A 26,008-nucleotide genomic window follows, 5' to 3' on the forward strand; every position below is an offset into this window, starting at 1 on the left:
GGGACCGGGGGATCCGGGCGGTCTGGTCCCCGCCCCGTCCGCGTCAGGCGGGCCGCCGCCGCACCGCTCCGCGCACCGCCAGCGCCGCCATGGGCAGCAGCAGGCACGCGCCCACCAGGTTCAGCCAGCCGTAACCCGCCCGCGCGACGATCAGTCCCGCCGTCAGTCCGCCCACTCCGGCGGCGCTGTTCATGATGAAGTCCGACAGTCCCTGGACCGCGGCCCGGGCTTCCTGCGGAACCGAGTCCGTGAGCAGGGCGGAGCCCGACACCAGGCCCGCCGACCAGCCGAGCCCCAGCACGAACAGGCCGGCCGCGGTCTGCCCGTGGCTCGGCCCCGCCGTGCCCGCGAGCAGCGCCGCGAACGACAGCAGCCCGACCGCCAGGCCGATCACCGCGAGGCGTCCCAGGCGGTCGGAGAGCCAGCCCATCACCGGGGAGAAGGCGTACATGCCCGCGATGTGCCCGCTGATGACCAGGCCGATCAGCTGGATGCCCGCGCCGTGGTGGCTCAGCGCCACCGGGGTCATCGACATGATCGAGACCATCGCGGTGTGGGAGGCGGCCACCGTCACCAGGGCGAGACGGGCCCGCGAGGACTCCCGCACCGCCCGCATCCCGGCCTTGAGCGAACGCCCCTCGGCCGCCGCCGCGCCCTCCTCCGCACCCGACAGCGCGCGGGCCGTCAGCAGCGGGTCGGGACGCAGCAGCAGCGCCACCATGACGGCGGCGACCACGAACACCCCGGCGGCCCAGACGAACGGTCCGGCCGCCGCGGGAATGCCGAGACCCGCCACGCTCTCCCCGGCCGGCGCGGCGACGTTGGGCCCGAGGACGGCACCGATCGTCGTCGCCCACACCACCGTCGAGATGGCCCGGCCCCTGCGGTCCGGCTCGGCCAGGTCCGCGGCCGCGAACCGGGCGGCGAGATTGGCCGACGACCCGGCCCCGAACCCGACCAGACCAGCCAGGAGGAGGGGGAAGCTGTCGACGACCGCTCCCAGGACCACGATCCCGGCCCCCAGCGCCCCCACCAGATAGGCCAGCACCAGACCCGGCCGTCGCCCCCGCGAGCCCATCAGGGAGGCGAGGGGCATGGCGAGCAGCGCGGGACCGGCCACCGAGGCCGTCGAGGCGAGGCCCGACAGCGCCTCCGTACCGCTGACGTCCTTGGCCAGGACCGCCGCGAGGGCGATGCCGATGGCGATGCCGAGTCCGCCGAGGATCTGGCTCGCGATCAGCACGGCCTGGATGCGCCGCCGGAGCGCCGGCAGCGCGGCGGCCTCGGCGGAAGCGGCTATCTCCGCCGCGTCGGCGGCGTCAGGGGCACTGGGGGTCTTGGTCACTTACGTGAGTGTGCCAGCCATCCCCGTCGAGGGGAACGCCACCCCCACATACCCCCCAGGGGCACCGCGGCGGACGCTCAGAACAGCGGTTCCGGCAGTACGCCCTCCAGCGCCAGCAGCGTCCGCTTGGTCTCCAGACCGCCCCCGAAGCCGCCGATCCCGCCGTCGCTCTCCACCACGCGATGGCACGGCACCACCACCGGCAGCGGATTGGCGCCCATCGCCGCCCCCACCGCCTGAGCCGCACCCGGCTGCCCGACCCGACGGGCCAGGTCGCCGTAACCCACGACCGTCCCGAACGGCACGCCCCGCGCCAGCTCCCGCAGCACCTCGCGGTTGAACCCGGTCGTCAGCGTCCAGTCCAGGGCGAGATCGAAGTCCCGGCGCCCACCCGCGAAGTACTCCCCGAGCTGCCGTATCGGCTCGGCCAGCCGGCCGGCCTCGCTCCGCACGGGCTCCGCGCCCAGCCGATCGGCGAGCCGCTCCAGCGCCGCGTCCCGCACCCCCTCCTCGGCGTGGAAGACCACGCTCACCAGGCCGCGGTCGGTCGACGCGAGCAGCAGGGGGCCGATGTCGCTCGCGACGACCGTCCATTCCACCGTGGTGTCCATGGGGATCACGGTACGACCGCCCACTGACATCGCCGCCGTCACGGCCCGGTCACTTCTCGATCTCGCCGAAGCCAAATCCCGGACCGCATGGTCGTGCGGCGCCCCGCGCGCCATAATCTCGCCCCGGTAGGACTACTCAGCGGTACCGACTGTTTTCGGACGACGTTCCACGACGGGTGGAGGGCACACGCGCATGCAGGGCACGGTCGACGGATTCAGCTACGGCCTCGTGACGCCGGTCGCCGCCTATCTCATGGCCTGCCTCGGTGGAGCCCTGGGGCTGCGCTGCACCATCAGATCGCTGCGTCACCGGGACACCTTCAAGGCCGGCTGGCTGGCCCTGGGGGCGACCGCCATAGGCACCGGCATCTGGACGATGCACTTCATCGCGATGATGGGCTTCTCGGTCCGGCAGGCCCCGATCAGCTACGACCGGCCCATCACCTTCGCGAGCCTGGCCGTCGCCGTCGTGATGGTCGGCATCGGGATCTTCATCGTCGGATACCGCGGGGCCACCCCGCTCGCCCTGGTCACCGGCGGCACCATCACCGGACTCGGCATCGCCACCATGCACTACCTCGGCATGGCGGGGATGCGCCTCCAGGGACGCATCGAGTACGACACCCTCACCGTCGCCCTCTCCGTCGTGATCGCCGTCGTCGCGGCCACCACCGCCCTCTGGGCGGCCGTCTCGGTGTACGGATTTCTCGCCAGTCTCGGGGCGAGCCTGGTGATGGGCCTCGCCGTCAGTGGTATGCACTACACCGCGATGGCCGCCGTCAACGTCCACCTCCACGGCGACGGCGCCGTCACCGGAACCGGCGACACCGCCACCTCGCTCATCCTGCCGATGCTGATCGGCCCCGCCGTCTTCCTCCTCCTCGCCGCGGTGATCGTCATGTTCGACCCGCTGCTCGTGATGGGCGACCCGGACTGGCAGCGCCCCGCGGCCCACAGCCCGCACCGCCCCGGAGTCCCCGCCCCGCGCCGCGCCCCCGCGTACGGCGAACCCGCGAACTGGTCCGCCCGCCGGCCCACCGGCCGGGACGGCCGCAGAGGCGCGGCCCGCGGCGGCCACCGCTCCCAGGACTGGTGAGGAAAGGGCCGCCGAGCCGTTCACGGCCCGACTGTCAGTGGGGGGTCGTACGGTGGTCACATGCGGCCCGTTTCCCAGATCGAACGTACGGTGGCGCCTTTCGAGGTCGTCAGCCCCTACCAGCCCAGCGGCGACCAGCCGACGGCCATCGCCGACCTCGACCGGCGCATCCGCGCGGGCGAGAAGGACGTCGTCCTGCTCGGCGCCACCGGCACCGGCAAGTCGGCGACCACCGCCTGGATGATCGAGAAGCTGCAGCGCCCCACCCTGGTGATGGCGCCGAACAAGACACTGGCCGCACAGTTGGCGAACGAGTTCCGCGAGCTCCTGCCGAACAACGCGGTCGAGTACTTCGTCTCGTACTACGACTACTACCAGCCCGAGGCGTACGTCCCGCAGTCGGACACCTACATCGAGAAGGACTCCTCGATCAACGAGGAGGTCGAGCGGCTGCGCCACTCCGCGACCAACTCCCTGCTCACCCGGCGCGACGTCGTGGTGGTCGCCTCCGTCTCCTGCATCTACGGCCTCGGCACACCGCAGGAGTACGTGGACCGCATGGTCCCGCTCAAGGTCGGCGAGGAGATCGACCGGGACCAGCTGCTGCGCCGCTTCGTCGACATCCAGTACACCCGCAACGACGTGGCGTTCGCCCGGGGCACCTTCCGGGTCCGCGGCGACACGATCGAGATCTTCCCGGTCTACGAGGAGCTCGCGGTCCGCATCGAGATGTTCGGTGACGAGATCGAGGCGCTCTCCACGCTGCACCCCCTCACCGGTGAGGTCATCAGCGAGGACCGGGAGCTGTACGTCTTCCCCGCCAGCCACTACGTGGCGGGACCCGAGCGCATGGAGAAGGCGATCAACGGCATCGAGCGCGAGCTCGAGAGTCGGCTCGCCGAGCTGGACAAGCAGGGCAAGATGCTGGAGTCCCAGCGCCTGCGGATGCGCACCACGTACGACATCGAGATGATGCGCCAGATCGGCTCCTGCTCCGGCATCGAGAACTACTCGATGCACTTCGACGACCGTGAGCCCGGCTCCGCGCCCAACACGCTCCTCGACTACTTCCCCGAGGACTTCCTCCTCGTCATCGACGAGTCGCACGTCACGGTCCCGCAGATCGGCGCCATGTACGAGGGCGACGCCTCCCGCAAGCGCACCCTGGTCGACCACGGCTTCCGGCTGCCCTCCGCGCTCGACAACCGCCCGCTGAAGTGGGAGGAGTTCCAGCAGCGGATCGGCCAGACCGTGTACCTCTCGGCCACCCCCGGCACGTACGAGCTCTCGCGCGGCGACGGCTTCGTCGAGCAGATCATCCGCCCCACCGGCCTGGTCGACCCCCAGGTCGTGGTCAAGCCCACCGAGGGGCAGATCGACGACCTGGTCCACGAGATCCGGCTGCGCACCGAGAAGGACGAGCGGGTGCTGGTCACCACGCTCACCAAGAAGATGGCCGAGGACCTCACCGAGTACTTCCTGGAGCTCGGCATCCAGGTCCGCTACCTGCACAGCGACGTCGACACCCTGCGCCGTATCGAGCTGCTGCGGGAGCTGCGCGCCGGCGAGTACGACGTCCTGGTCGGCATCAACCTGCTCCGCGAGGGTCTCGACCTGCCCGAGGTCTCGCTCGTCGCCATTCTCGACGCCGACAAGCAGGGCTTCCTGCGCTCCGGCACCTCGCTGATCCAGACCATCGGCCGCGCGGCGCGCAACGTCTCCGGCCAGGTCCACATGTACGCGGACACGATCACGCCGGCGATGGAGAAGGCCATCGACGAGACCAACCGGCGGCGCGAGAAGCAGATCGCGTACAACACGGCCAACGGCATCGATCCGCAGCCGCTCCGCAAGAAGATCAACGACATCGTCGCCACCATCGCGCGCGAGGAGGTCGACACCGAGGAGCTGCTCGGCACCGGATACCGCCACGAGAAGGGCGCCAAGGCGCCCGTGCCCTCCCTCGCCGCGCACTCCACGAAGGCCAAGGCCAAGGGGGGCAAGGCGGGCTCCACGGTCGAGCTCGGCGACCGGCCGGCCGCCGAACTGGCCGCGATCATCGAGGAGATGACCGACCGGATGCGGGCCGCGGCGGCGGAGCTGCAGTTCGAGGTGGCCGCGCGCTTGCGCGACGAGGTGGGCGAACTGAAGAAGGAGCTGCGCCAGATGAGAGAGGCGGGGCTGGCCTGACGCCCCGGGGGCAGTGAGCCTCCGCAGTGTTGCAAGACCGACACAAAACGCGACCACGTCTGCTGCGTTGTCACCGCCCCTGCGTAGGGTGCTGACAACCGCACGCACAGCAGAGGGCGGCCGCGGGGATCGCTAGGAGAGGGGACAGCGCGTGACGGTCAACATGACCAAGGGTCAGGCCATCAGCCTGGAGAAGCAGGGCGGGGGCAACCTGTCGTCCGTACGGATGGGGCTCGGCTGGCAGGCGGCGCCCCGTCGCGGTCTGTTCGGCTCGCGGACCCGCGAGGTCGACCTGGACGCCTCCGCGGTGCTCTTCGCCGACAAGCAGCCGGTGGACGTGGTCTTCTTCCGCCACCTCGTGAGCGACGACGGCTCGGTCCGGCACACCGGCGACAACCTGGTGGGCGGCGCCGGCCAGGGCGGTGACGACGAGTCGATCCTGGTCGACCTCCAGCGCGTCCCCGTCCACATCGACCAGATCGTCTTCACGGTGAACTCCTTCACCGGCCAGACGTTCCAGGAGGTGCAGAACGCGTTCTGCCGGATCGTCGACGAGGCGACCGGACAGGAGCTCGCGCGCTACACCCTGGACGGCGGCGGCCAGTACACCGCGCAGATCATGGCGAAGGTGCACCGGGTCGGTTCCGGCTGGCAGATGACCGCCCTGGGCAACCCGGCCAACGGCCGGACCTTCCAGGACCTGATGCCCGCGATCCTGCCGCACCTGTAGGCGGGCACCGCAGACGCACCCACAGCTCCCGGAGGCGGCAGGCCACCGGGAGCTGTCCCACATGAACCGCCATGATCCGCCCGTAGTCCGCACAGAACGAAGCAAGCCGAGGGGACAGAGTCGATGACGGCCGAGCTGGTCCGGGGGCAGAACCATCCCCTGCCCGACACCCGACTGGAGATCCGGGTCTCGGCCGGCCAACCGGTCGTCGCCGGCGCCACCCTCGCCGACGAGCGGGGCACCGTCCCCGGCGTCGAGTGGATCGCCCACCCGGGCTCGCCCTCGCTGCCCGGCGTGGAGGTCTCCCAGCAGGCCGCGGCCGACCACCGCCTCGCCGTGGACCTGGAGGCGCTGCCGGCCGCCGTGCACCGCGTCTGCGTGCTCCTGGCGCTCCCCGTCGGCGTCGGCGGCCCGGCCCGCTTCGGCACCCTCGCGGCCCCCTTCGTCGCCGTCACCGCCCTCGACGGCGCCGAGATCGCCAGCTACACGATCACCGGCCTCGACCGCGAGTCCGCCGTCGTCGCCGTCGAGCTGTACCGCCGTCAGGGCGCCTGGAAGGTCCGTGCCATGGGCCAGGGCTACGAGGGCGGCCTGGCCGCGATGCTCGGCGACCAGGGCCTGGAGCGCCCGGCCGACCTGGCCGCGTCGATCCTGGACGCCGTCGCCCGGGGCCTGGCCCGCTCGGTCTCCGCCCCGCCCCCGCGCGTCCCGGAGACGGAGCGCGTGCGCCACGCGGCGCCCACGACCGGCTCGGACACCATGCCCGGGTCCGACCCGGCGCGCGGCCCCGGTCCGACGCGCGCGTCCGACCCCGCGCCCACCGTTCCGGTGACGGCGCCGACGACGTCCACGGGCGGCACCGGCGGCCCGATCAGCTACGCCCACCCCCGCCGTGCGACGGCGACCCCCGAGCCGCAGCAGGGCCCGCCCGTCCCCGTCGCGGGGGACGCCAGCGGCTGGTCCATGGAGGAGCGCCTCTACAACCAGGTGTGGGGCATGTTCGAGGACCTGGCACGCAGCACCGCCGCGTACCGCAGCGCCTGCGACTTCGCCGAGTCCCGCCTCGACCAGGAGCTCGACCGCGCGCTCTCCGACCCGCGCGGCCGCATCGGAGGCGCGGGGGACGCCGCCCGTGAGGCGGCCCGTGCCAAGCACGACGAGCTCACCGCCCGCGCCAAGGAGGCCCTCGACCGGGACCTCGCCCAGCTCGTCGCCGAGTCCGAGGTCGTCGAACCCGCGCTCCCGGCCGCCTACGCCGGCTGGGACAACCCCGTCTGGCAGGCGTACCGCGTCCCCATGGAGGCGCCGATGGCGCTGCGCCTGGGCGACCTGCATCTGCCCGAGCGGACCGACCTGCGCATCCCCATGCTCGTCCGGCTCCCGCTGGAGCGCGGGCTCTGGGTGGACTCCGGACGCGGTCACTCCGAGGCGGCCGGACTCCTCGACGAGGCCGAGCTGCGCCGGCTCGCCCTGGACACCGCCGTCGCGCATGCCGCCCGGCTCCTCGCCGTCCACCCGACCGGTGAGTTCGCCGTCCACGTCGTCGACCCGGCGGGCTCCGGAGCCGCGGCGCTCGCCCCGCTGGTCGAGGCGGGCGTGCTGGCAGGGCCGCCCGCGGCCGGGGCGGCCGGGGTCTCCGCCGTCCTCGCGCGGCTGACCGAGCGGGTCGACCTGGTCCAGATGGCGCTGAGGGCGGGCGCGCCCGACGCGCTGCCGCCCGGGATGGACACCGCGGAGCAGCTGCTGATCGTCCACGACTTCCCGCACGGCTTCGACGACCGGGCGGTGACCCAGCTGCGCTACCTGGCGGACGAGGGCCCGGCCGTCGGCGTCCACCTGATGCTGGTGGCGGACCGCGAGGACGCCTCCGCCTACGGTCCGGTGCTCGACCCGCTGTGGCGCTCCCTGCTGCGGATCACACCCGTGGCCGAGGACCACCTCGCCGATCCGTGGGTCGGTCACGCCTGGACGTACGAGCCGCCCCGCTTCCCGCCCGGCAGCGCCGTGCTCCGTCAGGTCCTCGCCCAGGTGGCCGACGCCCGTCGCCAGTGGGGGCGTTGACCTGCCTTCTTGGTGCCTCTTTACCCTCCCCTTTACCTTCTCTTGGTTCTTCGGGTAGTCTTCTCGGCGCGGAGGGGAGTACTCCCCAAGCGCGGCGTTCCCGTCAATACGGACGGACCCCGAGTGGTCCGATCCCGGGGCGTCGGCCCGGCTCGTCCCAGACGACCCGGGTGGAAGAGACCTCCGGCAGCGACGACGCTGATCAAGTAGCCGTACGACGCCGGAGGCGCAGTGGACGTTTCGACGACTCTCTGGGTGGCGACCATTCTCGGTCTGTCCGCCCTCATCGCGATCGACTTCTTCATCGGGCGCAAGCCCCATGACGTGTCGGTCAAGGAAGCCGGAATCTGGACGATCGTCTGGATCGCGCTCGCCGTCCTCTTCGGCCTGGGGCTGGCGATGTTCGGCAACGGCCAGGCGGCGGGTGAGTTCTTCGCCGGATTCATCACCGAGAAGTCGCTCAGTGTCGACAATCTCTTCGTCTTCGTCCTGATCATGGCGAAGTTCTCGGTGCCCTCCCACCTCCAGCAGCGGGTGCTGCTGATCGGTGTGCTGATCGCCCTGGTCCTGCGCGCGATCTTCATCGCCGCCGGTGCCACGATCATCGCCAGCTTCTCCTGGGTCTTCTACCTCTTCGGCGCGTTCCTGATCTACACCGCCTGGAAGCTCATCCAGGAGGCTCGCGCCGGCGACGACGAGGACGAGTGGGAGGAGAACCGCCTCCTCAAGTCGGTCGAGAAGAAGTTCGGCGTCGCGGACAAGTACCACGGCACGAAGCTCTTCATCAAGGTCAACGGCAAGCGGGTGCTGACGCCGCTGATGGTCGTCATGCTGGCCATCGGCACGACCGACGTGCTCTTCGCCCTCGACTCGATCCCGGCGATCTTCGGCCTGACCCAGGACCCGTACATCGTCTTCACGGCCAACGCCTTCGCCCTGATGGGTCTGCGTCAGCTGTACTTCCTGATCGGCGGTCTGCTGAAGAAGCTGGTCCACCTCAGCTACGGCCTGTCGGTGATCCTCGGCTTCATCGGCGTGAAGCTGGTGCTGCACGCACTGCACGAGTCCGGGGTGCACGTCCCCGAGATCTCCATCCCGTTCTCGCTCACGGTCATCGGTGGCGTCCTGGTCATCACCACGATCACCAGCCTCATCGCTTCCAAGAAGCAGGCCGAGCGCGAGGCCGCCGAGGCTGCCGCCGAGCCGGCGACCGAGGTCCCGGCGGCGAAGTCCGGCGAGGCCGAGAAGGACAGCGTCGACGCCTGACCTGACCTCGGCACCCCAGCGACGCACCGCGGCCGGTGCGGGCGGCACACCACCGCCCGTACCGGCCGCGGCGCGTTCTAGGCGAGAACCTTCTCCGGCTCCTCCGGCCGGGCGGGAAGCGTCTCCGGGAGCAGCGCGAAGCATCCCAGGCTCACCAGCGCCACCACCGTCAGATACGCCGCCACGCCCCAGGGCGGCCCCGAACCCGCGGCCAGGGTCGTCGCCAGGATCGGGGTGAGCGCCCCGCCCAGAACGCCCGCCAGGTTGTAGCCGACGGCCGCGCCCGTGCACCGGACCCTCGGCTCGTAGAGCTCGGGGAGGTACGCGGCGACCACCGCGAACATCGTGATGAAGGCGAGCAGGGCGCCCAGGAAGCCGAGGAACATCAGGACCGGGCGGGCCGTGTGCAGCAGCGCGACCATCGGGAACATCCACAGCGCGGACGCCGCGCAGCCGGCCAGGCAGAGCGGCCGGCGCCCGTACCGGTCGCCCAGCATCGCCGCCAGCGGGGTCGTGGCCCCCTTGATCGCCACCGCGGCCATGATGCAGATCAGCATGGTCGTCCGGGAGACGCCCAGGCGCTCGGTGCCGTAGGCCAGGGCCCAGGTGGAGACCGTGTAGAACACCGCGTAGCCGACGGCGAGCGCCCCCGCGGTGAGCAGGACGAGTCGCCAGTGGTCGCGCGCCACCTCGGCGAGCGGGGCGTTCGCGCGCCGCCCGCTCGCGCTGAGTTCCCGGAACTGCGGAGTCTCCGCGAGGGAGGAGCGCAGCAGCAGCCCGCCGACGGCCAGCAGTCCGGCCGCCCAGAACGGCACTCGCCAGCCCCATGCGCGGAACTGGGCGTCGGTCAGCGCGGCGGAGAGCGCCAGCATCACGCCGTTCGCCAGCAGGAAGCCGACCGAGGGACCGATCTGCGGGAAGCTCGCCCACAGGGCGCGGCGCCGCTCCGGCGCGTGTTCCGCGGTGAGCAGGACGGCACCGCCCCACTCGCCGCCGAGGCCGAGGCCCTGCAGAAAGCGCAGCACGAGCAGCAGGACGGGGGCGGTGATGCCGATGCTTTCGTACGTCGGGACGAGGCCGACCGCGACCGTGGCGCAGCCGGTGAGCACCAGCGAGGCGAACATGACGGGACGCCGCCCGTGCCTGTCACCGATGTGTCCGAAGAGGACCGAGCCGAGCGGGCGCGAGAGGAACCCGACGGCGAAGGTGCCGAAGGCTGCCAGGGTGCCGGCGACGGGGGAGAAGGTCGGGAAGAAGAGCGGCCCGAGGACGAGCGCGGCGGCGGTCCCGTAGACGAAGAAGTCGAAGAACTCGATGGCCGTGCCGACGAGCGACGCGGCGGCGAGCCGCCCCATCGAGGGTGGGGCCGGGGGAGTGTCCGGCGCGTCCGAGGGGCCCCGGGGGCCCGGCGGAGCAGTGGCCCGGGGCGGGGCGTCCGTGGGTGAGGGCGTACGCGGAGAGTGACTGGGGCGCATGTCGCGCCAACTACCCGGCGCTCGCCGGAGTTACGGGGGCGTGCGGAGGCACGCGGCGGTGGGCCGCGCGCCTGTGCCGGTCAGGGCCCCGTCGGGAGCGTCACCAGCCCCGGGCGTGCCATGCGGGGAGCTGCGGGCGCTCGTCACCGAGCGTGGTGTCCTTGCCGTGCCCGGGATAGACCCAGCTCTCGTCCGGAAGAACCGCGAAGAGCTTGGCCTCCACGTCGTGGATCAGGCTCGCGAATGCCTGCGGGTCCTTCCACGTGTTCCCCACCCCGCCGGGGAAGAGGCAGTCGCCGGTGAAGACGTGCGGGTGGCCGTGCGGGTCGTCGTAGATCAGCGCGATCGAGCCCGGGGTGTGTCCGACCAGCCTGCGGGCGGTCATCTCGACCCGGCCGACCGTGATCGTGTCGCCGTCCTGCACCGGCACGTCGGTCGGCACGGGAATGCCCTCGGCGTCGTACGCCCCGGCGTACGTCCGGGCCCCGGTCGCGGCGACCACCTCGGCGAGCGCCTGCCAGTGGTCGCCGTGCCGATGAGTGGTGACGACGGACGCGATGCCGTCGTCACCGATCAGCGTGAGGAGGGTGTCCGCGTCGTTGGCGGCGTCGATCAGAAGCTGCTCGCCGGTCGCCCGGCAGCGCAGCAGATACGCGTTGTTGTCCATCGGGCCGACCGCGACCTTGGAGATCATCAGGTCCGTCAGTTCGTGCACATCGGCCGGTCCGCCGACCTTCACCGCTCCGCTGTACGTCATGGGCTCAGCCTATCGTCGGGCACCCGCGGGCGGAGGCCCAACAGCCGGGACTACAGCGGCGGGAGCTCCGGGAGGTGGTCGCCCGTGAGGACGGCGAGATGGGCGCCCTTGTCGCCACGGCCGGACAGCCAGCCGAGGAGGTCGGCGAGGGTCCCGCCGAGGACGACCGGGTCACCCTTGTCGCCGCCGGTCCGCCAGCTGGGGGCGCTCTCGTCGTACCCGAGGAGGAGCGTCACCGGAGGGACCTCCGGGCGGCCCGACCAGCGGTCGGCGAGGAATTCGATCTCCCGCAGGACGAAATCCTCCGGCAGGTCCTCCAGCTCGTAGCCGATGCCCAGGTCGACGTGGTGCAGGGCCACCTCGACCCAGCGGCGGAAGGGGACGCGGCCCGCCCGGTCCGTGACGCCGTTGCGCAGCTCCACGGTCCGCTCCCAGTCGGCGGGCTCGTCGCCCACGGCCTGGAAGCGCTCGCCGCTCTCGCGCACGTCGGCGAGGTGGACGTCGAGCGGGCGCGGGGCGTCGCGCTCGATGTCGGCGTCGCGGCTCGCGGCGTCCGGATACATGGGCCGGCCCTGGAGAACGTTCACCAGGGCGTCGGCGTTGCGGGCGATGTGGGCCAGGACATGGCCACGGGTCCAGCCGGGAAGCCGTGACGGCTCGGCCAGCGCCGCGTTGTCCAGGGAGGCGGCTGCGTCGAGGAGTCGCTCGGTCGCTTCGCGTACAGAGGCCAGGTCACGCACATGGTCGATCATGGCGCCGACCCTAGCGCCGCCACTCGTTCGGGTGAAGCGGTGAGAGCGAGGCCGGAAATCGAATGTGCGTGCTATAGGCTCGACGGAAGCATCCGGCATCCTTGGTTGTTGGGTACTCAGGCACATCCAGACAAATCTGCGACCCGCACTCCCTGTGCCTCCGCTCTCTCAAGAAAGGTGCGGACCGGCGTGGCCGACCGTCTCATCGTTCGTGGCGCTCGCGAGCACAACCTCAAGAACGTCTCGCTCGACCTCCCGCGTGACTCCCTCATCGTCTTCACCGGGCTGTCCGGGTCGGGCAAGTCCTCCCTCGCGTTCGACACGATCTTCGCCGAGGGACAGCGCCGGTACGTCGAATCGCTGTCGTCGTACGCCCGGCAGTTCCTCGGCCAGATGGACAAGCCCGACGTCGACTTCATCGAGGGTCTCTCGCCCGCCGTCTCCATCGACCAGAAGTCGACCTCACGCAACCCGCGCTCGACGGTCGGCACGATCACCGAGGTCTACGACTACCTCCGCCTGCTCTTCGCCCGCATCGGCAAGCCGCACTGCCCCGAGTGCCGCCGGCCGATCTCCCGCCAGTCGCCGCAGGCCATCGTCGACAAGGTCCTGGAGCTTCCCGAGGGAAGCCGGTTCCAGGTCCTCTCGCCGCTCGTGCGCGAGCGCAAGGGAGAGTTCGTCGACCTCTTCGCCGACCTCCAGACCAAGGGCTACAGCCGCGCGCGGGTCGACGGGCAGACCATCCAGCTCAGCGAGCCGCCGACGCTGAAGAAGCAGGAGAAGCACACCATCGAGGTGGTCGTCGACCGCCTCACCGTCAAGGACAGCGCCAAGCGCCGGCTCACCGACTCCGTCGAGACCGCCCTCGGGCTCTCCGGCGGCATGGTCGTGCTCGACTTCGTCGACCTCGCCGAGGACGACCCGGAGCGCGAGCGGATGTACTCCGAGCACCTCTACTGCCCGTACGACGACCTCTCCTTCGAGGAGCTGGAGCCCCGCTCCTTCTCCTTCAACTCGCCCTTCGGCGCCTGCCCGGACTGCACCGGCATCGGCACCCGCATGGAGGTCGACCCCGAGCTGATCGTGCCCGACGAGGACAAGTCGCTCGACGAGGGCGCGATCCACCCCTGGTCGCACGGCCACACCAAGGAGTACTTCGGCCGGCTCATCGGCGGGCTCTCCCAGGCGCTCGGCTTCCGTACGGACCTGCCGTACGCCGGCCTCCCGGCGCGGGCCAAGAAGGCCCTGATGCACGGCCACAAGACCCAGGTGGAGGTCCGCTACCGCAACCGGTACGGACGCGAGCGGGCGTACACCACCCCGGCCTTCGAAGGCGCCGTCTCCTTCGTCAAGCGGCGGCACAGCGAGGCCGAGAGCGACTCCAGCCGCGAGCGCTTCGAGGGCTACATGCGCGAGGTGCCCTGCCCCACCTGCGAGGGCACCCGGCTGAAGCCCATCGTCCTCGCCGTCACGGTCATGGAGCGGTCCATCGCCGAGGTCGCGGCGATGTCGATCAGCGAGTGCGCCGAGTTCCTCGGCCGCCTGAAGCTCAACGCCCGCGACAAGAAGATCGCCGAGCGGGTCCTGAAGGAGGTCAACGAACGACTGAGGTTCCTCGTCGACGTCGGCCTCGACTACCTCTCGCTCAACCGGGCCGCCGGCACGCTCTCCGGAGGCGAGGCCCAGCGCATCCGGCTCGCCACCCAGATCGGCTCCGGCCTGGTCGGCGTGCTGTACGTCCTCGACGAGCCGTCCATCGGCCTCCACCAGCGCGACAACCACCGTCTCATCGAGACGCTCGTCCGGCTGCGGGACATGGGCAACACGCTCATCGTCGTCGAGCACGACGAGGACACCATCAAGGTCGCCGACTGGGTCGTCGACATCGGCCCCGGCGCCGGTGAGCACGGCGGCAAGGTCGTCCACTCCGGCCCCTTGAAGGAGCTGCTCGCCAACAAGGAGTCGATGACCGGGCAGTACCTCTCGGGCCGGAGGGCCATCGGGACCCCGGAGATCCGCCGCCCGGTCGACCCCACGCGCCGGCTCACGGTGCACGGTGCCCGGGAGAACAACCTCCGGGACATCGACGTCTCCTTCCCGCTGGGCGTGCTCACCGCTGTCACCGGAGTCTCGGGATCGGGCAAGTCGACGCTGGTCAACGACATCCTGTACACCCACCTGGCCCGTGAGCTGAACGGCGCCAAGTCGGTGCCCGGGCGGCACACGCGCGTGGACGGCGACGACCTCGTCGACAAGGTCGTCCACGTCGACCAGTCGCCCATCGGCCGCACCCCGCGGTCGAACCCGGCGACGTACACCGGGGTCTTCGACCACGTCCGCAAGCTCTTCGCCGAGACGATGGAGGCGAAGGTCCGCGGCTATCTGCCGGGCCGCTTCTCCTTCAACGTCAAGGGCGGCCGCTGCGAGAACTGCTCCGGCGACGGCACGATCAAGATCGAGATGAACTTCCTCCCGGACGTGTACGTCCCGTGCGAGGTCTGCCACGGCGCCCGGTACAACCGGGAGACCCTGGAGGTCCACTACAAGGGCAAGTCCATCGCCGAGGTCCTGGACATGCCGATCGAGGAGGCCCTCGACTTCTTCGAGGCGGTTCCGACGATCGCGCGCCATCTGCGCACGCTCAACGAGGTCGGTCTCGGCTACGTCCGGCTCGGGCAGTCGGCGCCGACGCTCTCGGGCGGCGAGGCGCAGCGCGTGAAGCTCGCCTCCGAGCTCCAGAAGCGGTCGACGGGCCGCACGGTCTACGTGCTGGACGAGCCGACCACGGGTCTGCACTTCGAGGACATCTCGAAGCTGATCACCGTCCTGTCCGGGCTGGTCGACAAGGGCAACTCGGTGATCGTCATCGAGCACAACCTCGATGTCATCAAGACCGCGGACTGGGTCGTCGACATGGGCCCCGAGGGCGGCAGCGGCGGCGGTCTGGTGATCGCCGAGGGCACGCCGGAGGAGGTCGCGTCGGTCCCGGCGAGCCACACCGGCAAGTTCCTCCGCGAGATCCTCGGCGCGGACCGGATCAGCGACGCGACCGTGCCGGCGGCACGCAAGGCGTCCGCCTCCGCGAAGAAGGCGCCCGCCAAGAAGGCCGCCGCGAAGAAGACGGCCGCGACGAAGGCCGCGCCCGCGAAGAAGACGGCGGCGCGCGCACGCAAGGCGTGACCGGTCCGGGTGGGGGCGGGCGCCCGCACCGCGCTCTCCCCACCCCGCCCCGGGTGGGTGTGGGAGGCGCGGGCCCGCACCCGGGCTGGCGCCGGATGCCCGCGCCCCGCACCCGGCCGGGCGCCGGAGACTTTGGGGCCGGGCCCGTACCCGGACGGGCGCCGGAGGCGGAGGCCCGTGCCCGCGCCCGCCCCGGCGGGGAGGCTCAGGTCGTGGACGGGCCGGGACCGCCCAGCTCGCTCGCGAGCGGGCCGCGACCGCCCAGCTCGCTCGCGAACGGCGGCTCCGCGCCCGGGCGGGTGCAGGTCAGGGCCGCCGCCCTCGCCGCGTACGACAGCAGGGCCGACCAGGCGTCCGCGTCCAGGGAGGCCACCGCGCGGTCACCCAGACCGTGCAGCAGCGCGGCGTTCACCGTGTCGCCGGCGCCGATCGTGTCCGCGACCCGCACGCGGACCGCCGGAACCGACACCTCGAACGACGGCGTGAAGACCGTCAGCCCCGCCCCGCCACGGGTCAGGACCACCGCGGACGGGCCCCGCCCCAGCCACTCGGCCGGTGAACCGCCCAGCCAGGCGGCGTCCTCCTCGGAGAGCTTCAGCAGCGAGACGTACGGCAGCCAGCCGACGAAGCGCGCGCGGTACGCGGCGGCGTCCGGGATCAGTCCCGCGCGGATGTTCGGGTCGAGGAGCGTCAGCGCACCCTTCTCCGCCGCATGGCGAAGCAGCTCCTCGTACGCGCTCGCGCCCGGCTCCAGGGCCAGCGAGCAGGTGCCGAACGCCACCGCCCGCACCCCCTCGGGAAGCCGCTCCGGCGCGGCGAAGAGCCGGTCGGCCGTTCCCTCGACATAGAAGCCGTACTCCGCCGAACCGTCCGCGCCCACCGAGGCGACCGCCAGAGTCGTCGGCTCCGGACCGCGCTGCACCAGCCGGTCCGAGACTCCCGCCGCCCGCAGCCCGTCCACCAGGGCCACCCCGAAGGCGTCCGTGGAGACCCGGGAACAGAACGTCACGTCCGCGCCCATCCGGCCGAGCGCCACGGCCGTGTTGTACGGGCCCCCACCCGGCCGGGGCGTGAGCGGGGACAGCGGCGTGACGGCGGTCCCCTCGGGGACCAGATCGATCAAGGACTCACCGGCGACGACGATCACGCCCGTGAACGTAACCCATGCCCCACGGGCCACGACAACCCCCGCGAAGGGGCGCGGGAAGCCGCCGGTATCGTCGGTTCGGTCACCTCTTGCCCCGATCGCACCGTGGAGCGCTCATGTCCGGCCAGTCCACCCGCCGCACCGTACTGAAGGGCGCCGCGCTCGCCGGGGCCGCCGGGCTGGGTGTCGCCGCCTGCTCCACCGATTCCAAGCTCGGCCACGCCCAGGTCCCGACCCCGACCGCACCGGTCACCCTCGGCGCGCCCGAGGACGTGCCCGTCGGCGGAGCCAGGCTCTACCGCGAGCAGCGCGTCATGGTCAGCTGTCCGGCCGAGGGCCAGTACAAGGCGTTCAGCGCCCAGTGCACCCACGCCGGCTGCGTCCTCGACAAGATCGAGAACAACGAGGGCAACTGCCCCTGCCACGGCAGCCGCTTCGACGTGACCACCGGCAAGGCCCTCAAGGGCCCGGCGACGGTCCCGCTCCCCGAGGTCCCGGTCCGCGTCGAGGGCGGGAAGCTCGTCGCGGGCCCCGAAGCCTGACGCCCTGGGCCCGGCCCTGCGCCAGTGCCAGCCCTGGGCCCGACCCTGCCCCTGCCCCCAGCCCCAGCCCTGGGCCCGACCCTGCCCCAGCCCCAGCCAGCCCCAGCCCTGGGCCCTGCGCCGGTCCCAGCCCTGGGCCCGGCGCCGGCCCTACGCCCAGTCCCAGTCGATCCCCAGGATCCCCGGCCGTACCCCCTGCTCCACCAGGTGCACCGTGCGGTGCCGCCCGGTCAGCGTCAGGTCCGCACGGGCGCCGCGCGGCGCACCGGCCGAGACCTGCGCGAAGCGCCGGCACCGCACCGGCAGCGCGGCCTCGTCGAAGCGCACCTGAAGCACGTACTGGCCGCCGGCGAAGCTGAACCCCCGGACGTACTCCCCGCTCGGACCGCCCGTGCCGTCCTCGAATCCGTACCCGAAGAGGTACGTGTCCCCGGCGCGCAGCCGCGCGTCGAAGAGCAGCTCCGCGACCAGCACCCCCGTCTCCGCATGCCACCGGACCCGCCCCGTGCGGCAGTTGTCCGTCGCCCGCACCGCCACCCGCGAGGGATCACAGCCCGGATCGCCGTGATGGATGGCGAGATAGCGGTCGATGCCGTCCCGGTGCGCCCGCACCACGTGCTGCGAGTCGCGGCCCACCAGTTCCCGGCCCGCGCCGATCCGCACCCGCTCGTGGTGGCCGACCGTGTGCAGCCCGCCGTCCACCGGCGACTCCAGCTCCGTCAGCAGCCCCTCCACGGCCCCCGACGCCTCCACCAGCGAGCGGTAGGAGCGCCCCGCCGGCCGCTCGACCTCGCGCGCCCCGCCGTCCTCGGCCAGCAGCCGGATCAGCGAGTTGCCCGGCAGCTGCAGGACCTCCTCCAGCGCGCGCACCGCCTTCATCGACTCGGGCCGCTGCGGCCGACGGGCGCCCTGCTGCCAGTAACTGAGGCTGGTCACCCCGAGCTTGATCCCCCGGTGGGCGAGATGGTGCTGCACCCGCTGGAGCGGCAGACCGCGCACCGCGAGCGCCGTCCGCAGCGCCAGATGGAACGGTCCGGTGTGCAGCAATTGCGCCAGATCGGCCTCGGTGTGCCCCACGGGGACTCCTCAGTGAACGTTCACGACGAAGGGGGCGGGCCACCGCGCCGACGGGGGCGGGGCCGCAGGTGACGGGGAGGCGCGTGTTCACACCCGGGTCACACCGTTCACAGCCTGCCGTCACCCCGCATTGAAGCGTGTTGACCCGTTCCGGACAACGCTCGATGCTCCTGACAGCGTCCGGACGCGCTCCTCCGACTCCCCACATCCCCGCCCCCCACCCCGGGAGGAACGCGATGCGCAGTAGAAAGCTGTCCATGGCGGCACTCGCCGCTGCCGCCCTCTTCCTGCTCCCCATGTCGTCGGCGACCGCCGCGCCGACGAGCGAGGACGCCTCCACCCAAGCGGCCCTCGCGTACAAGCGGCTCGACATCACCATGCAGGCGCAGCAGAAGACCAACTGGTGCTGGGCCGCCGCCGGCAACACCATCGCCACCTGGTTCGGCCGGAACTACAGCCAGAACCAGTTCTGCAACGCCGCCTTCAACCGGCAGCAGGGCTACGACTGCCCCAACGACCAGGCCACCCTCGGCAACGTGCAGACCGGACTGCGCTGGGCGGGCGTCAACCCCGGCTCCTACGTGACCGGCTGGCTGCGCTACGCGACCGTGCAGACCGAGATCAACGCCGACCGTCCGATCGAGACGCGGATCCAGTGGTCGAGCGGCGGCGGCCACATGCATGTGATCTACGGCTACGACGACGCGAACAGCTGGGTCTACTGGGGCGATCCCTGGCCCTCCAGCGACCGCTACAACTGGGCCTCGCACGCCTGGTACGTGAACAACGGGTCGTTCTCCTGGACGCACTCGCTCTACCGGATAGGGGCGTGACGACGATGAACGTACGCGCACGCGCGACCGGCGCCGGACTCCTGTCCGCCGTCGCCCTCGTCGCCCTCGGCGCCGTACCGGCCGCCGCGGCCGACGCACCGCCTTCCGCGGCGACCCCGGAGCAGGCGGCGTCCGCACCCGAGACCCTGGACACGCTCTCCCGCTTCTTCGCCCGCGACGGAGCCCTCGCCCGCTCGGCGGCGCGGCCCCGGATCGAGGGCGCGTCCGTGCCCGTGCGGGTGCTGTCCCCGGACTTCGTGGCGGGGAAGGCGGGCGCGCCCGTCGCCCGCGTCGAGTTCCACGCCAGCAAGGCGGTCGCCTCGGACGGGCAGACGGCCTCGCTGTGGACCGTGCGGCAGGCCGGTGGCTGGCAGGTGGTGAACATCGCCACCGGCGACGACGAGATCCGGTACGCGGCCCGGGGCGCGCGGGCGCTCCCGGGCGGAGTCGTGTTCCGTGAGCCGCAGATCGACGCGTGGTACGTCCAGAAGGGCACCAAGGTGCTTCCGCTGGACGAGGACGCGGTACGGGCCGTGGGACGGAACGGCACGAGCCTGGCGGCGTACCGGGAGCGGGTCGCGACGGCCTACGGAGACAAGCTGCCGGCCTCCGCGTACGCCCGGAAGGGCGCGGCCGGCGGGTACGCGACGCGGGCACCCGCCCACGAGGAGCCTCTCGTCACGGCCGCCGCCGCCGCGGCCGGCGGGGGCGCGGTACTGGCCCTGGGACTGGTCGGGGTACGGGCCGTGCGCCGCAGGCGCGCGGACTGACGCCGGACGGGGGCCGCACGCCGCCGGCCGCGCGGCCCCCGTGCCGGATCGTGGAGCCGTCCGTTCCGCCCCCGGGACGACGTCCCGGGGGACCCCCACGCGGAACGGGTGCCCATGACGGGGGAAGGGGCGGGGCGGGAGCGCGTGCACCCGCCCCGCCGCCCCTCACCGGGCCAGATAGCCGCCGTCCACCGGCAGGACGACGCCGGTGATGAAGGACGCCTCCGGCGATGCCAGGAAGAGGATGGCCGACGCCACCTCCTCCGGGGTGCCGAAGCGGGCCATGGGGTGGGCGCGGACGATCTCCGACAGGTACTCCGGCCCGCCCGGTTCGGTGCGGGCCGCGGCGACCCGTTCGGTCTCGATCGTGCCCGGGGCCACCGCGTTGACCCGGATCCCGCGGTCCGCCCACTCCACCGCCAGGTGCTTCGTCAGGCCCGAGGCCACGAACTTGGCCGGGCCGTAGACCGCCTGGCGGGCCTGGCCCGCCACCCCGGAGATCGACGAGGTGCAGACGATCGCCCCGCCGCCCTCCTGCCCGGCCATCGCCTCGATCGCGTACTTGCAGGTCAGGAACATGCCCCGGCCGTCCACGGCCATGACCCTGTCCCAGTCGTCCCCGGTCGCCTCCGTGACGTCGGAGAGCGGGATCACCCCGGCGTTCGCCACCAGGACGTCCAGCCGTCCGAACCGCTCGACCGCAGTCGTGATCATCCGTCGGGCGTCCTCGTCCCGCGAGACGTCCCCGACCACCGCCACCATGTCCGCGTCGAGCGTCGCGAGACGCTCCGCGTCCACGTCGGCGGCGACCACGCGGGCCCCCTCCCGCGCGAAGAGCACCGCCGTCGCCCGCCCGATCCCGCTCGCCGCGCCGGTGATCACGCACACCCGGCCCGCGAGCCGTCCTGTCGCCTCGTTCGCCATGCCCGGCCAACGAGCGCGCGCGGTCTGAGTGTCGGTCGCCGCCAGTAGGGTGGGTGGCATGGCCGACCCCTCCAGCTACCGCCCCAGGCCGGGACAGATCCCCGACACCCCGGGGGTCTACAAGTTCCGCGACGATCACCGCCGGGTGATCTACGTCGGGAAGGCGAAGTCCCTGCGCCAGCGGCTGGCCAACTACTTCCAGCCGCTCGCGAGCCTGCACCCGCGCACGGCCACGATGGTCACCACCGCGGCCTCCGTGGAGTGGACGGTCGTCTCGACCGAGGTCGAGGCGCTCCAGCTGGAGTACTCCTGGATCAAGGAGTTCGACCCCCGGTTCAACGTCAAGTACCGGGACGACAAGAGCTATCCCTACCTCGCGGTGACCCTCGACGAGGAGTTCCCCCGTGTCCAGGTGATGCGCGGCCACAAGAAGAAGGGCGTGCGCTACTTCGGCCCGTACGCCCACGCGTGGGCCATCCGCGAGACCGTGGACCTGATGCTCCGCGTCTTCCCCGTCCGCACGTGCTCCGCCGGCGTCTTCCGCAATGCCGCCTCCGCCGGACGTCCTTGCCTGCTCGGCTACATCGGCAAGTGCTCCGCCCCCTGCGTGGGCCGGGTCACCCCCGACGAGCACCGCGAACTGGCCGGGGAGTTCTGCGACTTCATGGCCGGTCGCACCGGGACGTACATCCGCCGGCTGGAGAAGCGGATGATGGCGGCCGCGGAGGAGATGGAGTACGAGAAGGCGGCCCGGCTCCGCGACGACATAGAGGCGCTGCGGCGCGCGATGGAGAAGAACGCCGTCGTCCTCGCCGACGCCACCGACGCCGATCTGATCGCGCTCGCCGAGGACGAGCTGGAGGCGGCCGTCCAGATCTTCCACGTCCGCGGCGGACGGGTGCGCGGCCAGCGGGGCTGGGTCACCGACAAGGTCGAGGCCGTCTCCACGGCCGGCCTCGTCGAGCACGCGCTCCAGCAGCTGTACGGGGAGGAGAGCGGCGACGCCGTCCCCAAGGAGGTCCTCGTCCCGGCCGTGCCCGAGGACGCCGAGGCGGTCACGCTGTGGCTGAGCGGTCGCCGGGGTTCCCAGGTCTCCCTCCGGGTCCCGCAGCGCGGCGACAAGAAGGACCTGATGGAGACGGTCGCGCGCAACGCCCAGCAGGCGCTGGTGCTGCACAAGACCAAGCGCGCCAGCGACCTGACGACCCGCTCCCGGGCCCTGGAGGAGATCGCGGACGCCCTGGACCTGGACTCCGCGCCGCTGCGGATCGAGTGCTTCGACATCTCGCACCTCCAGGGCGAGGACGTGGTGGCGTCCATGGTCGTCTTCGAGGACGGGCTCCCGCGCAAGAGCGAGTACCGCCGCTTCCAGATCAAGGGCTTCGAGGGCCAGGACGACGTCCGCTCGATGCACGAGGTGATCAGTCGGCGCTTCAAGCGCTATCTCGCCGAGAAGGAGAAGACGGGCGAGTGGGACCAGGAGGGCGTGGCCGTGGACGCCGAGGGCGACGCGGTGGACGCCGGCGGCTCGGTGAGCGCTCCGGACTCCGCGGCCGCCGTGCGGACCGGGCCGGGCGCCGACGCCGTACCCCGCCGTGCCAACGGCTCGGGACCCGTCTCCGGCGAGGTCCCCGCCGACGACGGGCGCCCCAAGCGCTTCGCGTACCCGCCTCAGCTCGTCGTCGTCGACGGCGGGCAGCCCCAGGTCGCCGCCGCCCGGCGGGCGCTCGACGAGCTCGGGATCGACGACATCGCCGTCTGCGGCCTCGCCAAGCGTCTGGAGGAGGTCTGGCTGCCCGGCGACGACGATCCCGTCGTGCTGCCCCGCTCCAGCGAGGGCCTGTACCTCCTCCAGCGGGTACGTGACACGGCTCACGACTTCGCCATCCGCTACCAGCGCTCGAAGCGGAACAAGCGCGTCAGGACCAGCCCCCTGGACTCCGTCCCCGGCCTCGGCGATACCCGCAAACAGGCGTTGATCAAGCATTTCGGCTCGGTGAAGCGGCTGCGACAGGCGACAATCGAGCAGATCTGCGAGGTCCCCGGCATGGGCCGCAAGACGGCCGAGGCCGTGGCGGTGGCCCTCGCGCAGGCGGCCCCGGCCGCACCAGCCGTGAACACGGCAACAGGAGAGATCATGGAAGACGACGGGGGCAGCACCGCATGACCGGGCACGACCAGCACGACGAGCAAGACAAGCAGCGAGAAGACGGAGCAGGACACGTGAGTACGGGCACGAAGGAGGCCGGTGAGACCGCCGACGCGGCGGCCATCCCCGAGCTGGTGATCATCTCCGGCATGTCCGGCGCCGGCCGGTCCACCGCGGCGAAGTGCCTGGAGGACCTCGGCTGGTTCGTCGTCGACAATCTGCCGCCCGCGCTGATTCCCACCATGGTGGACCTCGGCGCCCGCTCCCAGGGCAACGTGGCCCGGATCGCCGTCGTCGTCGACGTCCGCGGCCGGCAGTTCTTCGACGCCCTGCGGGAGTCCCTCGCCGCACTCGACGCCCAGCAGGTCACCCGCAGGATCGTCTTCCTGGAGTCCTCCGACGAGGCCCTGGTCAGGCGGTTCGAGTCGGTCCGCAGGCCGCACCCGCTCCAGGGTGACGGCCGCATCACCGACGGCATCGCCGCCGAGCGGGACCTGCTGCGCGAGCTGCGCGGCGACGCCGACCTGGTGATCGACACCTCCAGCCTCAACGTCCACGAACTGCGCGCCAAGATGGACGCCCAGTTCGCCGGCGACGAGGAGCCGGAGCTGCGGGCCACCGTCATGTCGTTCGGATTCAAGTACGGGCTGCCCGTCGACGCCGACCTCGTCGTCGACATGCGCTTCCTGCCGAACCCGCACTGGGTCCCCGAGCTGCGGCCCTTCACCGGGCTCAACGAGGAGGTCTCCGCGTACGTCTTCAACCAGCCCGGTGCCAAGGAGTTCCTCGACCGCTACACCGAGCTGCTCCAGCTGATCGCGGCGGGATACCGCCGCGAGGGCAAGCGGTACGTCACCATCGCCGTGGGCTGCACCGGCGGCAAGCACCGCTCGGTCGCCACGTCCGAGAAGCTGGCCGCCCGCCTCGCCGCGGAAGGGGTCGAGACCGTCGTCGTCCACCGGGACATGGGGCGCGAGTGAAGCCGTACCGTCGGCGTACGTCCACCCTCTCGGTCCGTACGCTCCGCAGGCGCGGCGCCCAGCCCAAGGTCGTCGCGCTCGGCGGGGGCATGGGTCTCTCGGCCTCCCTCGCCGCCCTGCGCCGGATCACCGGTGACCTCACCGCCGTCGTCACCGTCGCCGACGACGGCGGCTCCAGCGGCCGGCTCCGGGAGGAGCTGGGCGTGCTGCCGCCCGGCGACCTGCGCAAGGCGCTCGCCGCGCTGTGCGGGGACGACGACTGGGGCCAGACCTGGGCCCGGGTCATCCAGCACCGGTTCCAGTCCAAGGGCGACCTGCACGAGCACGCGGTCGGCAATCTGCTGATCGTCGCCCTCTGGGAGCAGCTCGGCGACCACGTCCTCGCGCTGGACCTGGTCGGCAAGCTGCTGGGCGCGCACGGCCGGGTGCTCCCGATGTCCGCCGTGCCCCTGGAGCTCCAGGCGATGGTCAAGGGGCACGATCCGGCGCGCCCGGACGACGTCGACACGGTCCGTGGCCAGGCCACGGTGGCGCTCACTCCCGGTGAGGTGCAGTCCGTGCACCTGGTCCCGCACGACCCGCCCGCCGTGCCCGAGGCCGTCGCCGCGGTCCGCGACGCGGACTGGGTGGTGCTGGGCCCGGGCTCCTGGTTCTCCTCGGTGATTCCGCACCTGCTCGTGCCCGAGCTGCTCGACGCGCTCACCGAGACCAAGGCCCGCAAGGTGCTGTCCCTGAACCTCGCGCCGCAGCCGGGAGAAACCGAGGGGTTCTCTCCGCAGCGTCATTTGGAGGTTTTGGGACGACACGCCCCTAAACTCGCCCTGGACGTGGTGCTGGCCGACGAGGCCGCCGTGCCCGATCGCGAGTCCCTCGCCGACGCCGCCAAGCGGCTCGGTGCCGCGGTCGAGCTGGCGCCGGTGGCCCGTGCCGGGGGTCCCTCCCATGCCGAAGGCCATGGGGGAGGGCAACCGAGGCATGATCCGGAGCTGTTGGCCGCCGCGTACGACCGTATTTTTCGGATGCATGGAAGGATCGGCCCATGGCGATGACGGCAGCGGTGAAGGACGAGATCTCCCGGCTTCCCGTCACCCGGACCTGCTGCAGGAAGGCCGAGGTCTCGTCGATCCTGCGGTTCGCCGGCGGTCTGCACCTGGTGAGCGGGCGGATCGTGATCGAGGCGGAGCTGGACACCGCGATGGCGGCGCGCCGGCTCAAGCGGGACATCCTGGAGATCTTCGGGCACAGTTCGGAGCTGATCGTGATGGCCCCCGGCGGGCTGCGGCGCGGCTCCCGCTTCGTCGTGCGGGTCGTGGCGGGCGGCGACCAGCTGGCCCGGCAGACCGGCCTGGTCGACGGCAGGGGCCGCCCGATCCGCGGGCTGCCCCCGCAGGTCGTCTCGGGCGCCACCTGCGACGCCGAGGCGGCCTGGCGCGGTGCGTTCCTGGCCCACGGCTCGCTGACCGAGCCCGGGCGCTCCTCCTCCCTGGAGGTGACCTGCCCGGGGCCCGAGGCCGCCCTCGCCCTGGTGGGCGCGGCACGTCGGCTGAGCATCGCGGCGAAGGCCCGTGAGGTGCGCGGCGTGGACCGCGTCGTCGTACGGGACGGGGACGCCATCGGCGCCCTGCTGACCCGGCTGGGCGCGCACGAATCGGTGCTGGCCTGGGAGGAGCGGCGGATGCGCCGCGAGGTCCGGGCGACCGCGAACCGGCTGGCGAACTTCGACGACGCCAACCTGCGCCGCTCGGCGCGCGCGGCGGTGGCCGCCGGCGCCCGGGTGCAGCGTGCGCTGGAGATCCTCGGCGAGGAGGTGCCCGAGCACCTGGCCGCCGCGGGCCGGCTGCGCATGGAGCACAAGCAGGCGTCCCTGGAGGAGCTCGGCGCGCTCGCCGACCCGCCGCTGACCAAGGACGCGGTCGCGGGCCGGATCCGCCGTCTGCTGGCCATGGCCGACAAGCGGGCGCAGGACCTGGGCATCCCGGGCACGGAGTCGAGCCTCACCGAGGAGCTGGACGACAGCCTGGTCGGCTGACCCCCATCCGGGAGTCCGTCGGCCCCGAGCCCCCGCCTCCCGCCCAACTCGCCGCTGCCGGTGTCTTTCTGAGGCACCGGCAGCGGCGTTCTGG

Annotated in this window: 21 protein-coding genes; 13 read left to right on the forward strand and 8 right to left on the reverse strand. The window is 72.2% G+C overall.

What is annotated here, in order from left to right:
* Positions 1-43: 43 nt before the first annotated feature.
* The gene (locus AB0D99_RS25040; protein ID WP_362366427.1) at positions 44-1,300 is read right to left on the reverse strand and encodes an MFS transporter; all 1,257 of its coding nucleotides are present in this window, start codon (positions 1,298-1,300) and stop codon (positions 44-46) included.
* 122 nt (positions 1,301-1,422) lie between these two features.
* Positions 1,423-1,956, reverse strand: coding sequence for a methylated-DNA--[protein]-cysteine S-methyltransferase (locus tag AB0D99_RS25045; protein WP_362366350.1), 534 nt, complete (start codon positions 1,954-1,956; stop codon positions 1,423-1,425).
* A gap of 193 nt (positions 1,957-2,149) precedes the next feature.
* Here AB0D99_RS25045 and AB0D99_RS25050 point away from each other — a divergent pair, with 193 nt between their 5' ends.
* The 5 genes from AB0D99_RS25050 to AB0D99_RS25070 all read left to right on the forward strand — a co-directional run bounded on the left by AB0D99_RS25050 (position 2,150) and on the right by AB0D99_RS25070 (position 9,299).
* Positions 2,150-3,052 (forward strand): MHYT domain-containing protein, encoded by a 903-nt coding sequence (locus AB0D99_RS25050; RefSeq protein ID WP_362366353.1) that lies wholly within the window; start codon positions 2,150-2,152, stop codon positions 3,050-3,052.
* A gap of 60 nt (positions 3,053-3,112) precedes the next feature.
* Positions 3,113-5,242 (forward strand): excinuclease ABC subunit UvrB, encoded by a 2,130-nt coding sequence (uvrB, locus tag AB0D99_RS25055; protein WP_362366356.1) that lies wholly within the window; start codon positions 3,113-3,115, stop codon positions 5,240-5,242.
* A gap of 151 nt (positions 5,243-5,393) precedes the next feature.
* Positions 5,394-5,972, forward strand: a complete 579-nt coding sequence (locus tag AB0D99_RS25060) for a TerD family protein (protein WP_362366361.1) — start codon at positions 5,394-5,396, stop codon at positions 5,970-5,972.
* A gap of 123 nt (positions 5,973-6,095) precedes the next feature.
* Complete coding sequence (locus AB0D99_RS25065; RefSeq protein ID WP_362366364.1) at positions 6,096-8,033, forward strand: TerD family protein; 1,938 nt, start codon at positions 6,096-6,098, stop codon at positions 8,031-8,033.
* A gap of 231 nt (positions 8,034-8,264) precedes the next feature.
* Positions 8,265-9,299, forward strand: coding sequence for a TerC family protein (locus AB0D99_RS25070; RefSeq protein WP_362366367.1), 1,035 nt, complete (start codon positions 8,265-8,267; stop codon positions 9,297-9,299).
* 77 nt (positions 9,300-9,376) lie between these two features.
* On the opposite strand, the gene AB0D99_RS25075 is transcribed toward AB0D99_RS25070, so the two are convergent.
* From AB0D99_RS25075 to AB0D99_RS25085, 3 genes are all read right to left on the reverse strand, one after another.
* Complete coding sequence (locus AB0D99_RS25075; RefSeq protein ID WP_362366370.1) at positions 9,377-10,654, reverse strand: MFS transporter; 1,278 nt, start codon at positions 10,652-10,654, stop codon at positions 9,377-9,379.
* Between the two features lie 220 nt (positions 10,655-10,874).
* Positions 10,875-11,531 carry an MBL fold metallo-hydrolase gene (locus AB0D99_RS25080; protein ID WP_362366373.1) on the reverse strand — a complete coding sequence of 219 codons (657 nt, stop codon included), beginning with the start codon at positions 11,529-11,531 and terminating at the stop codon, positions 10,875-10,877.
* 50 nt (positions 11,532-11,581) lie between these two features.
* Positions 11,582-12,283: a maleylpyruvate isomerase family mycothiol-dependent enzyme gene (locus AB0D99_RS25085; RefSeq protein WP_362366376.1), complete on the reverse strand. Its 702-nt coding sequence runs from the start codon at positions 12,281-12,283 to the stop codon at positions 11,582-11,584.
* A gap of 189 nt (positions 12,284-12,472) precedes the next feature.
* Between AB0D99_RS25085 and uvrA the strand changes: the two genes are divergently transcribed.
* A complete protein-coding gene (gene uvrA, locus AB0D99_RS25090) occupies positions 12,473-15,463 on the forward strand; it encodes an excinuclease ABC subunit UvrA (protein ID WP_362366379.1) in 2,991 nt (996 codons plus the stop codon).
* Positions 15,464-15,668: 205 nt separating this feature from the next.
* On the opposite strand, the gene AB0D99_RS25095 is transcribed toward uvrA, so the two are convergent.
* Complete coding sequence (locus tag AB0D99_RS25095) at positions 15,669-16,610, reverse strand: carbohydrate kinase (RefSeq protein WP_362366382.1); 942 nt, start codon at positions 16,608-16,610, stop codon at positions 15,669-15,671.
* A gap of 116 nt (positions 16,611-16,726) precedes the next feature.
* Here AB0D99_RS25095 and AB0D99_RS25100 point away from each other — a divergent pair, with 116 nt between their 5' ends.
* Complete coding sequence (locus AB0D99_RS25100) at positions 16,727-17,152, forward strand: Rieske (2Fe-2S) protein (protein ID WP_362366385.1); 426 nt, start codon at positions 16,727-16,729, stop codon at positions 17,150-17,152.
* 150 nt (positions 17,153-17,302) lie between these two features.
* On the opposite strand, the gene AB0D99_RS25105 is transcribed toward AB0D99_RS25100, so the two are convergent.
* Complete coding sequence (locus AB0D99_RS25105; protein ID WP_362366388.1) at positions 17,303-18,229, reverse strand: hypothetical protein; 927 nt, start codon at positions 18,227-18,229, stop codon at positions 17,303-17,305.
* 236 nt (positions 18,230-18,465) lie between these two features.
* On the opposite strand from AB0D99_RS25105, the gene AB0D99_RS25110 reads away from it, so the two are divergent.
* Positions 18,466-19,062, forward strand: a complete 597-nt coding sequence (locus tag AB0D99_RS25110) for a papain-like cysteine protease family protein (protein WP_362366391.1) — start codon at positions 18,466-18,468, stop codon at positions 19,060-19,062.
* 5 nt (positions 19,063-19,067) lie between these two features.
* Positions 19,068-19,832 (forward strand): hypothetical protein, encoded by a 765-nt coding sequence (locus AB0D99_RS25115; RefSeq protein ID WP_362366394.1) that lies wholly within the window; start codon positions 19,068-19,070, stop codon positions 19,830-19,832.
* Positions 19,833-19,997: 165 nt separating this feature from the next.
* Here the strand turns inward: AB0D99_RS25115 and AB0D99_RS25120 are convergent, their stop codons facing one another.
* On the reverse strand, positions 19,998-20,816 hold the full coding sequence (locus tag AB0D99_RS25120; RefSeq protein WP_362366397.1) for an SDR family NAD(P)-dependent oxidoreductase: 819 nt from the start codon (positions 20,814-20,816) through the stop codon (positions 19,998-20,000).
* Here AB0D99_RS25120 and uvrC point away from each other — a divergent pair.
* The 4 genes from uvrC to whiA are packed head-to-tail and all read left to right on the forward strand — an operon-like array spanning position 20,815 to position 25,914.
* Positions 20,815-22,923, forward strand: coding sequence for an excinuclease ABC subunit UvrC (gene uvrC, locus AB0D99_RS25125; RefSeq protein ID WP_362366402.1), 2,109 nt, complete (start codon positions 20,815-20,817; stop codon positions 22,921-22,923). The two genes, AB0D99_RS25120 and uvrC, sit on opposite strands and share 2 nt — an antisense overlap.
* Entirely contained in the window at positions 22,920-23,885 is a 966-nt protein-coding gene (gene rapZ, locus AB0D99_RS25130) for an RNase adapter RapZ (RefSeq protein WP_362366405.1), read from the forward strand. Before uvrC ends, rapZ begins: the two co-directional genes overlap by 4 nt.
* Entirely contained in the window at positions 23,882-24,934 is a 1,053-nt protein-coding gene (yvcK, locus tag AB0D99_RS25135; protein WP_362366408.1) for a uridine diphosphate-N-acetylglucosamine-binding protein YvcK, read from the forward strand. The genes rapZ and yvcK overlap by 4 nt, the downstream gene beginning before the upstream one ends.
* Positions 24,925-25,914 (forward strand): DNA-binding protein WhiA, encoded by a 990-nt coding sequence (gene whiA / locus AB0D99_RS25140; RefSeq protein ID WP_137990081.1) that lies wholly within the window; start codon positions 24,925-24,927, stop codon positions 25,912-25,914. The genes yvcK and whiA overlap by 10 nt, the downstream gene beginning before the upstream one ends.
* Positions 25,915-26,008 lie beyond the last annotated feature (94 nt).

The sequence above is a fragment of the Streptomyces sp. NPDC047971 genome (assembly GCF_040653355.1).
In the GTDB taxonomy this organism is placed as follows: Bacteria; Actinomycetota; Actinomycetes; order Streptomycetales; family Streptomycetaceae; genus Streptomyces.